This is a genomic window from Bradyrhizobium sp. HKCCYLRH3059, assembly GCF_051168035.1.
GTDB lineage: Bacteria > Pseudomonadota > Alphaproteobacteria > Rhizobiales > Xanthobacteraceae > Bradyrhizobium.
This window is the reverse complement of record NZ_JBNPUF010000013.1, coordinates 152,367-158,656: the sequence shown is the minus strand read 5'-3', so window position 1 is coordinate 158,656 and position 6,290 is coordinate 152,367. Positions and strand designations below refer to the sequence as shown.

Sequence of the window (6,290 nt, the reverse complement as noted above, 5' to 3'; positions counted from 1 at the left end):
TCCAGCAGAAGCGCTTGACGAGCTGCTGTCACGAATGAAAACACTTGGTGTTGCGACCACCGCTTGAGCCCGCCCCCGGCCCTCCCTGTGCGATGGGCTTACGAGTTATACGCAGTCTCCCCGGTGTCCGGCTTGTGAGCCACCGTCGCCCCTGGGATCATCACCCACGGACTTGGCGCCAGCATCGGGGCGCCGGGACGCTGCGATTTCGTCGTCCTGCTGGACTCGTTCGTCCGCGCGCACATGCGCGCTGCGATCCGACAGGCCACCGCTCCCCGCTTCCTACGTCTCGTGACGATCGCGATGCGCCCCTCCTGTGGAGGCGGGATGCCGGGAAACATCGTCCTGATTTGCCCGACGACACAAGGCGAGCCCCCTGCGGCAGATTGGCTCGACGGGCAATTGGCGCATGGGAGATCGCGCCATTCTGCATATCAGAAACCGGACCGGCTGAGGCTCGGCGCGACCGCGGGAACCGATGGCGCCCGAGGCGCGTTCTCTCACCATCAACGTAATGCGTACGCGATATCCACCGAAGCACGACCTGCTGGCGGCCATCTTTGCATGAAGAATTTTTCCGATGCATCCTTTTCGCCTGACGTCATCGCGCTGATGACCGAAGCCCTCAACGCGTCGGTCGCCGCGCTGCCTGAGCCGGTGAGTTCGACGAACGTGAACCTGCTTGCGGAAGCCGTGCTGCGCGCCGCCAAGGCCGGCGAGCGCGACGTCACCGCGATGCAGCGGCTCGCGCTGCTCGAACTGCAGATCATGCCGCGCATGTAGAGCGGATCACAGGCTTTCCTACAGTCGTAGAGCATTCCCAACGCGCTCACTTCCGGACCTCCTGGCTCGAGATGCGCCGCATGCGGTGCTCCTCACCATGAGGATGTGGGGTCGCGCCTGACGCGCCGCCGGCCTTCCGCGTCCATCCCCCGGCCCCTGCGCCACGTCCCACCCGTTCGCAATTGACAAATCTATTCGTCAATGTCTAACTCCCATCGCCGCCGACAGAGCGGAGCAAAACGGGGAGGATCTTCATGCGACGGCAGCTGCTCGCCTGCGCGTTCCTGGCAACGACGTCATTCATCGCGACAGGCGCTTCAGCCCAGGTTTCTGACGACGTCGTGCGGATCGGCGTGCTCACCGATCTCTCGAGCTGGGGCCGCGACAACAGCGGCCCGGGCTCGGTCGAGGCGGCGAAAATGGCGGTCGAAGAGTTCGGCCCCACCGTGCTCGGCAAGCCGATCGAGATCATCAGCGCCGATCACCAGATGAAGACCGACGTCGGAACGACGGTCGTGCGCGACTGGTTCGACAACGGCAAGGTCGACGCGGTCGTCGACATCCCCAACTCCGGTATCGCGATTGCCGTGCACAACATGGTGCGCGAGCGCAACAAGATCGCGCTGCTGTCAGGGCCCGGCGCGAGTTCGCTGACCGACGAGCTGTGCAGCCCGAACACCGTGCACTTCACCTACGACACCTATGCGCTGTCCAAAGTGACGACCTCGGCCGTGATCAGCCAGGGCGGCAAATCCTGGTACTTCATCACCGCGGATTACGCCTTCGGCCAGCAATTGGAGAAGGACGCCACGCGCTTCATCAAGGAACTCGGCGGCACCATCCTCGGCGGCGTCAAGCATCCGACCAACACCGCCGACTTCTCCTCCTTCGCCTTGCAGGCGCAGAGCTCGAAGGCCGACGTCGTCGCCTTCGCCAATGCCGGGCAGGACACCGACAACGCCATCAAGCAGTCCGGCGAGTTCGGCCTGGTCAAGGGCGGCCAGAAGCTGGTCGGCCTGTTGATGTTCGACACCGACGTGCATGCGATCGGGCTCGAGGCCGCGCAAGGCACCTACATGACCACGGCGTCGTACTGGAACATGGACGACAACACCCGCGCCTGGTCGAAGAAGTTCTTCGCCCGCGCCAAGGTGATGCCGACGATGATCCAGACCGGCGTTTATGGCTCCGTGCTGCACTATCTCAAGGCCATCAAGGCGGCCGGTACCGACGATCCGAAGGCGGTGATGGCGAAGATGCGCGAGCTGCCGATCGAGGATACGTTTGTTCACGGCGGCAAGCTGCGCGAGGACGGCCGCGTCATCCGCGACATGTATCTGGCCCGCGTGAAGAAGCCGTCGGAATCGAAGGAGCCGTGGGACTATCTGGAGATCGTCAAGACCGTGAAGGGCGAGGATGCGTTCCGGCCGGTCTCCGAATCCAAGTGCCCGCTGCTGAAGAAGTAGGAGCGCGCGCATGAGCGGAGCAGATCACCCGGCCGGCGACACCCCTGATTGCGACGTGCTGGTGGTCGGCTCCGGCTGCGCCGGGCTGTCGGCGGCGGTCACCGCCGCCCATGCCGGGCTGAAAGTCATCGTGACCGAGAAGGAGCCGCGCTTCGGCGGCACCACGGCGCGCTCGGGCGGCTGGCTGTGGATTCCCGGCACATCGCTGGCGAAGGCCTGGGGCATCGACGAGCCACCCGAGCTGGCACGCACCTATCTGCGCCATGAGGCCGGCAACAGTTTCGATGCGGCGCGCGTCGACGCGTTCCTGACCAAGGGCCCGGAGGCCGTCGACTTCTTCACCAGCAAGACGGCGCTGAAGTTCGACATGCCGCTGACCTTTCCGGACTACCACGCGGAGGCGCCGGGCGGCACCCAAGGCGGCCGCTCGATGGTGACCCGGCCATTCGACGGCCGCGAGCTTGGGCGTCACATCGAGGATCTCGGCCAGCCCCTGCCCGAGCTCACCGTGTTCGGCATGATGCTCGGCTCCGGCAAGGAGATCATCCACTTCATGCGCGCGACCAAGTCGCTGACGTCGGCGTTCTATGTCGCGAAGCGGCTGTCGAAGCATGCGCTGGACGTGCTGCGCCATGGCCGCGGCATGACGCTGACCAACGGCAATGCGCTGGCGGGGCGGCTGGCGAAATCGGCGTTCGATCTCGGCATTCCCCTGTGGCTGTCGTCGCCGGTGGCCGAGCTGATCCGCGACGGCGATGCCGTGCGCGGCGCCGTGGTGACGCGGCAGGGCAAGCGCATCAGGGTCAATGCGCGGCTCGGCGTGGTGCTGGCCTGCGGCGGCTTCCCGCATGATGTCGACAGGCGCAAGGCAATGTTTCCGCATGCGCCGACCGGCCAGGAGCATGTGTCGCCCGGACCGGTCGGCAACACCGGCGACGGCCTGCGGCTCGCGGAGGCCGTCGGCGGCCGGGTCGAAGACGGCCTGCCGCATGCGGCGGCCTGGGTGCCGGTCTCCGTCACCACGCGCAAGGACGGCAGCAAGGGCGTGATGCCGCACTTCATCGACCGTGCCAAACCCGGCGTGATCGCAGTGACCGCGGACGGCGTGCGCTTCGCCAATGAAGGCAATTCCTACCACGACTTCGTGCAGGCGATGGTCAAGGCGGCCAAGCCCGGCCTCGAGATCGCGGCCTGGCTGATCACCGATCACCGCTCGTTGCGCCGCTACGGCCTCGGCTGCGTGCCGCCGTTCCCGATGCCGCTCGGGCACCATCTGAGCACCGGCTATCTCAAGCGCGGCGCGACGCTCGCCGAGCTCGCGAGCACGACGGGCATCGATCCGCGGGGGCTCGAAGCAACCGTCGCCGCGTTCAACGCCGATGCCGCGCTGGGCCAGGATCCCACGTTCGGCAAGGGCTCGCGCGCCTACAATCGCTATCAGGGCGATGCGCTGCACGGGCCGAACCCGTGTGTGGCGCCGATCAAGGACGGGCCGTTCTACGCCATCAAGATGGTGATCGGCGATCTCGGCACCTATGCCGGCATCCGCACCGATGCGCATGCCCGCGCGCTCGACGCCCAGGGCCACCCGATCGAGGGGCTCTATGCCGCCGGCAACGACATGGCGAGCATCATGGGCGGCAACTATCCGGGCGCCGGCATCACGCTGGGACCGGCGCTGACCTTCGGCTACATTGCCGGCCGCCATCTCGCCGAACGCGCTGGCCAAAGGAGCGCCGCATGAGCGACAGTCAGATGTTGGCCGGCAAACTTGCGCTGGTCACGGGGGCGGCGCACGGCAATGGCCGCGCGATTGCGCTCGGCCTCGCCGGCCGCGGCGCCGATGTCGTCATCACCGACATCGACTTGGAGGGTGCCGAACGTTGCGCCGCCGAGATCCGCGAGCACGGCCGCCAGGCGTGGGCGCATCGGCTGGATGTCACCGACGCCGCCGGATGCACCGCATTGGCGGCGCAATTGCGCGCCGAGGTCGGCGCCATCTCGATCCTCGTCAACAATGCCGGCATCATCATCCGCGAGAACATCGACTCGCCGCGTGCGCCACAGAACTGGCAGCGCGTGCTCGACGTCAATCTCAACGGTGTTTTCAACGTCACCTACGCGTTTCTTGCGGCGCTGCGCGCGACGCGCGGCACGATCGTCAACATCGCATCCGTCGCCTCCTTCATCGGCATCAGCAACACGCTCGGCTACTCGCCGTCCAAGGGCGGGGTGAAGTCGCTGACCCAGGCGCTGGCGCGCGAGCTCGCCGCCGACGGCATCCGCGTCAACGCGATCGCGCCCGGCGTGATCGCCACCGCGATGACGGAGTCGACCCGCAACGATCCCGAGCGGCTCGCCGGCTTCATGAGCCGCACGCCGCTCGGCCGCGTCGGCCAGCCCGAGGAGCTCGCTGGCCCGGTGGCGTTCCTGGTCTCCGACATGGCGTCCTACGTCAACGGCGTCACGCTGCCGGTCGACGGCGGCTTCCTGGCGGTGTAGGCACGGCGCCGGACCAGGGGCACAACAAGACATGGGACGAGAGAGCCGCGGCATCCAGTCGATCGAGGTTGGCGGCACCTTGCTGCAGGCACTGGCCCGCAGCGGCGAGCCGATGATGCTGCGCGACCTCGCGCGCGAGGCCGGGCTGCCGCCGGCCAAGGCCCATCCCTACCTCGTCAGCTTCTCGCGCATCGGTTTGATCGAGCAGGACGAAACCACCGGCCGCTACGAGATCGGCCCGCTGGCGCTCGAGCTCGGCCTGATCAGCCTGCGGCGGCTGTCGGCGGTCCGGATCGCGACGCCGAAGATCGCAGCGCTCGCCGGCGCGATCGATCACGCGGTGTCGCTCGCGGTGTGGGGCACCAATGGCCCAACCGTGGTGCGGCTTGAGGAGCCGAGCCATCCGGTGCACATCGTGATGCGCGTCGGCTCGATCATGGCGCTGCTGGAGACGGCGACGGGCCGCGCGTTCGCGGCGTTCCTGCCGCCGAAGACCGTGAAGGCCGCGCTCGACACCGGCCTCGATCATCTCGGTGTCGGCTACAATCCGAAGCGCGCGCCGAAGAGCCCGAAAGTGGCGGAGATGCTGGCCGAGGTGCGCGCACAGGGCCTGGCGCGCGCCATCGGCGATCCGCTGCCCGGCGTCAATGCCTTCGCCGCACCGGTGTTCGATCACGCCGGCCACGTCGCACTGGTCATCACCGCGATGGGCCCGGCCGGCACCTTCGACGCCGGTTGGCAGTCCCCGCTCGCCAACCGCCTGCGCGCGTGTGCGGCCGAGATCTCCAAGCAGCTCGGCCACGGCATCGCGCAGCCGTGACGCTCAGGCCGCGACCGAGCGTTTCTCCGGCCACGGCTCGGCCCACGCCGGCAGCCGCATCAGGCCATCGAGCCAGCGCACGATGTTCGGAAACGACTCCATCGGCATCTCGGCCTCGCGCCAGTCGGTCGCCATCGAGGCGGCCGCGAAATCGGCGATGGTGAGCCGGTCGCAGGCGATGTGGCTGCGCGCCCGCAGATGCGCATCGAGCACGGCGGCGAAGGTCTTCAGGTTGGCGACCTTGCCGGCCAGCGCGGCACGGTCGGGCGCACCGAGGCCGAACGTCTTGCGGACGATGTGCTCGAAATAGAACGGTCCGACCGCCGGCGCCCAGTGGCAGTCGTTCCAGGCCAGCCAGCGCAGCACCTCGATCTGCTCCTGCGGATTGCGCGCCGGCCACATGTCGCAGCTCTCGCGGATGCAGAGGTGCGCCATGATGGCGGTCGACTCCCACAGCACGGTGTCGCCGTCGACCAGCACCGGCGCCTTCATATTCGGGTTGAGCGCGGCGAACTCCGGCGTCTTCAGGCCGCGGCTGATGTCGATGAACTCGGCGGGCACGCCGAGATGCTTGACCAGCGCGAGCACGCGGCGCGGCGCCTGGGCCTTGATCCAGTAGATCTTCATGACGGGTCTCCATCTCCTGTGCCTTGAAGACGAACGTCGCAGCACCGGATCGACAGTGACGGAGCAAAAATTCAGCGGCGGTTCCGCCGACT

General features: G+C 67.5%; 6 protein-coding genes. 5 read left to right on the top strand and 1 reads right to left on the bottom strand.

The window, feature by feature from the left end:
- Positions 1 to 327 precede the first annotated feature (327 nt).
- The 5 genes from ACQR13_RS30735 (at position 328) to ACQR13_RS30715 (ending at position 5,571) form a co-directional block, all read left to right on the top strand.
- Positions 328 to 783 carry a hypothetical protein gene (locus ACQR13_RS30735; protein ID WP_409999253.1) on the top strand — a complete coding sequence of 152 codons (456 nt, stop codon included), beginning with the start codon at positions 328 to 330 and terminating at the stop codon, positions 781 to 783.
- Between the two features lie 254 nt (positions 784 to 1,037).
- The gene (locus ACQR13_RS30730; RefSeq protein WP_316165162.1) at positions 1,038 to 2,249 is read left to right on the top strand and encodes an ABC transporter substrate-binding protein; all 1,212 of its coding nucleotides are present in this window, start codon (positions 1,038 to 1,040) and stop codon (positions 2,247 to 2,249) included.
- A gap of 10 nt (positions 2,250 to 2,259) precedes the next feature.
- Positions 2,260 to 3,993: an FAD-dependent oxidoreductase gene (locus ACQR13_RS30725; protein WP_434843807.1), complete on the top strand. Its 1,734-nt coding sequence runs from the start codon at positions 2,260 to 2,262 to the stop codon at positions 3,991 to 3,993.
- Positions 3,990 to 4,751: an SDR family NAD(P)-dependent oxidoreductase gene (locus ACQR13_RS30720; protein WP_315711418.1), complete on the top strand. Its 762-nt coding sequence runs from the start codon at positions 3,990 to 3,992 to the stop codon at positions 4,749 to 4,751. The genes ACQR13_RS30725 and ACQR13_RS30720 overlap by 4 nt, the downstream gene beginning before the upstream one ends.
- Before the next feature lie 31 nt (positions 4,752 to 4,782).
- On the top strand, positions 4,783 to 5,571 hold the full coding sequence (locus ACQR13_RS30715) for an IclR family transcriptional regulator (protein ID WP_316165159.1): 789 nt from the start codon (positions 4,783 to 4,785) through the stop codon (positions 5,569 to 5,571).
- Between the two features lie 3 nt (positions 5,572 to 5,574).
- Here ACQR13_RS30715 and ACQR13_RS30710 read toward each other — a convergent pair whose 3' ends face one another.
- On the bottom strand, positions 5,575 to 6,198 hold the full coding sequence (locus tag ACQR13_RS30710) for a glutathione S-transferase family protein (protein WP_316165158.1): 624 nt from the start codon (positions 6,196 to 6,198) through the stop codon (positions 5,575 to 5,577).
- Between the last annotated feature and the right edge of the window lie 92 nt (positions 6,199 to 6,290).

Excerpts from the sequence above, each read along its gene's own strand:
- ACQR13_RS30735 (WP_409999253.1), top strand. The coding sequence starts at position 328 with ATGCCGGGAAACATCGTCCTGATTTGCCCGACGACACAAGGCGAGCCC.
- ACQR13_RS30730 (WP_316165162.1), top strand. The coding sequence starts at position 1,038 with ATGCGACGGCAGCTGCTCGCCTGCGCGTTCCTGGCAACGACGTCATTC.
- ACQR13_RS30725 (WP_434843807.1), top strand. The coding sequence starts at position 2,260 with ATGAGCGGAGCAGATCACCCGGCCGGCGACACCCCTGATTGCGACGTG.
- ACQR13_RS30720 (WP_315711418.1), top strand. The coding sequence starts at position 3,990 with ATGAGCGACAGTCAGATGTTGGCCGGCAAACTTGCGCTGGTCACGGGG.
- ACQR13_RS30715 (WP_316165159.1), top strand. The coding sequence starts at position 4,783 with ATGGGACGAGAGAGCCGCGGCATCCAGTCGATCGAGGTTGGCGGCACC.
- ACQR13_RS30710 (WP_316165158.1), bottom strand. The coding sequence starts at position 6,198 with ATGAAGATCTACTGGATCAAGGCCCAGGCGCCGCGCCGCGTGCTCGCG.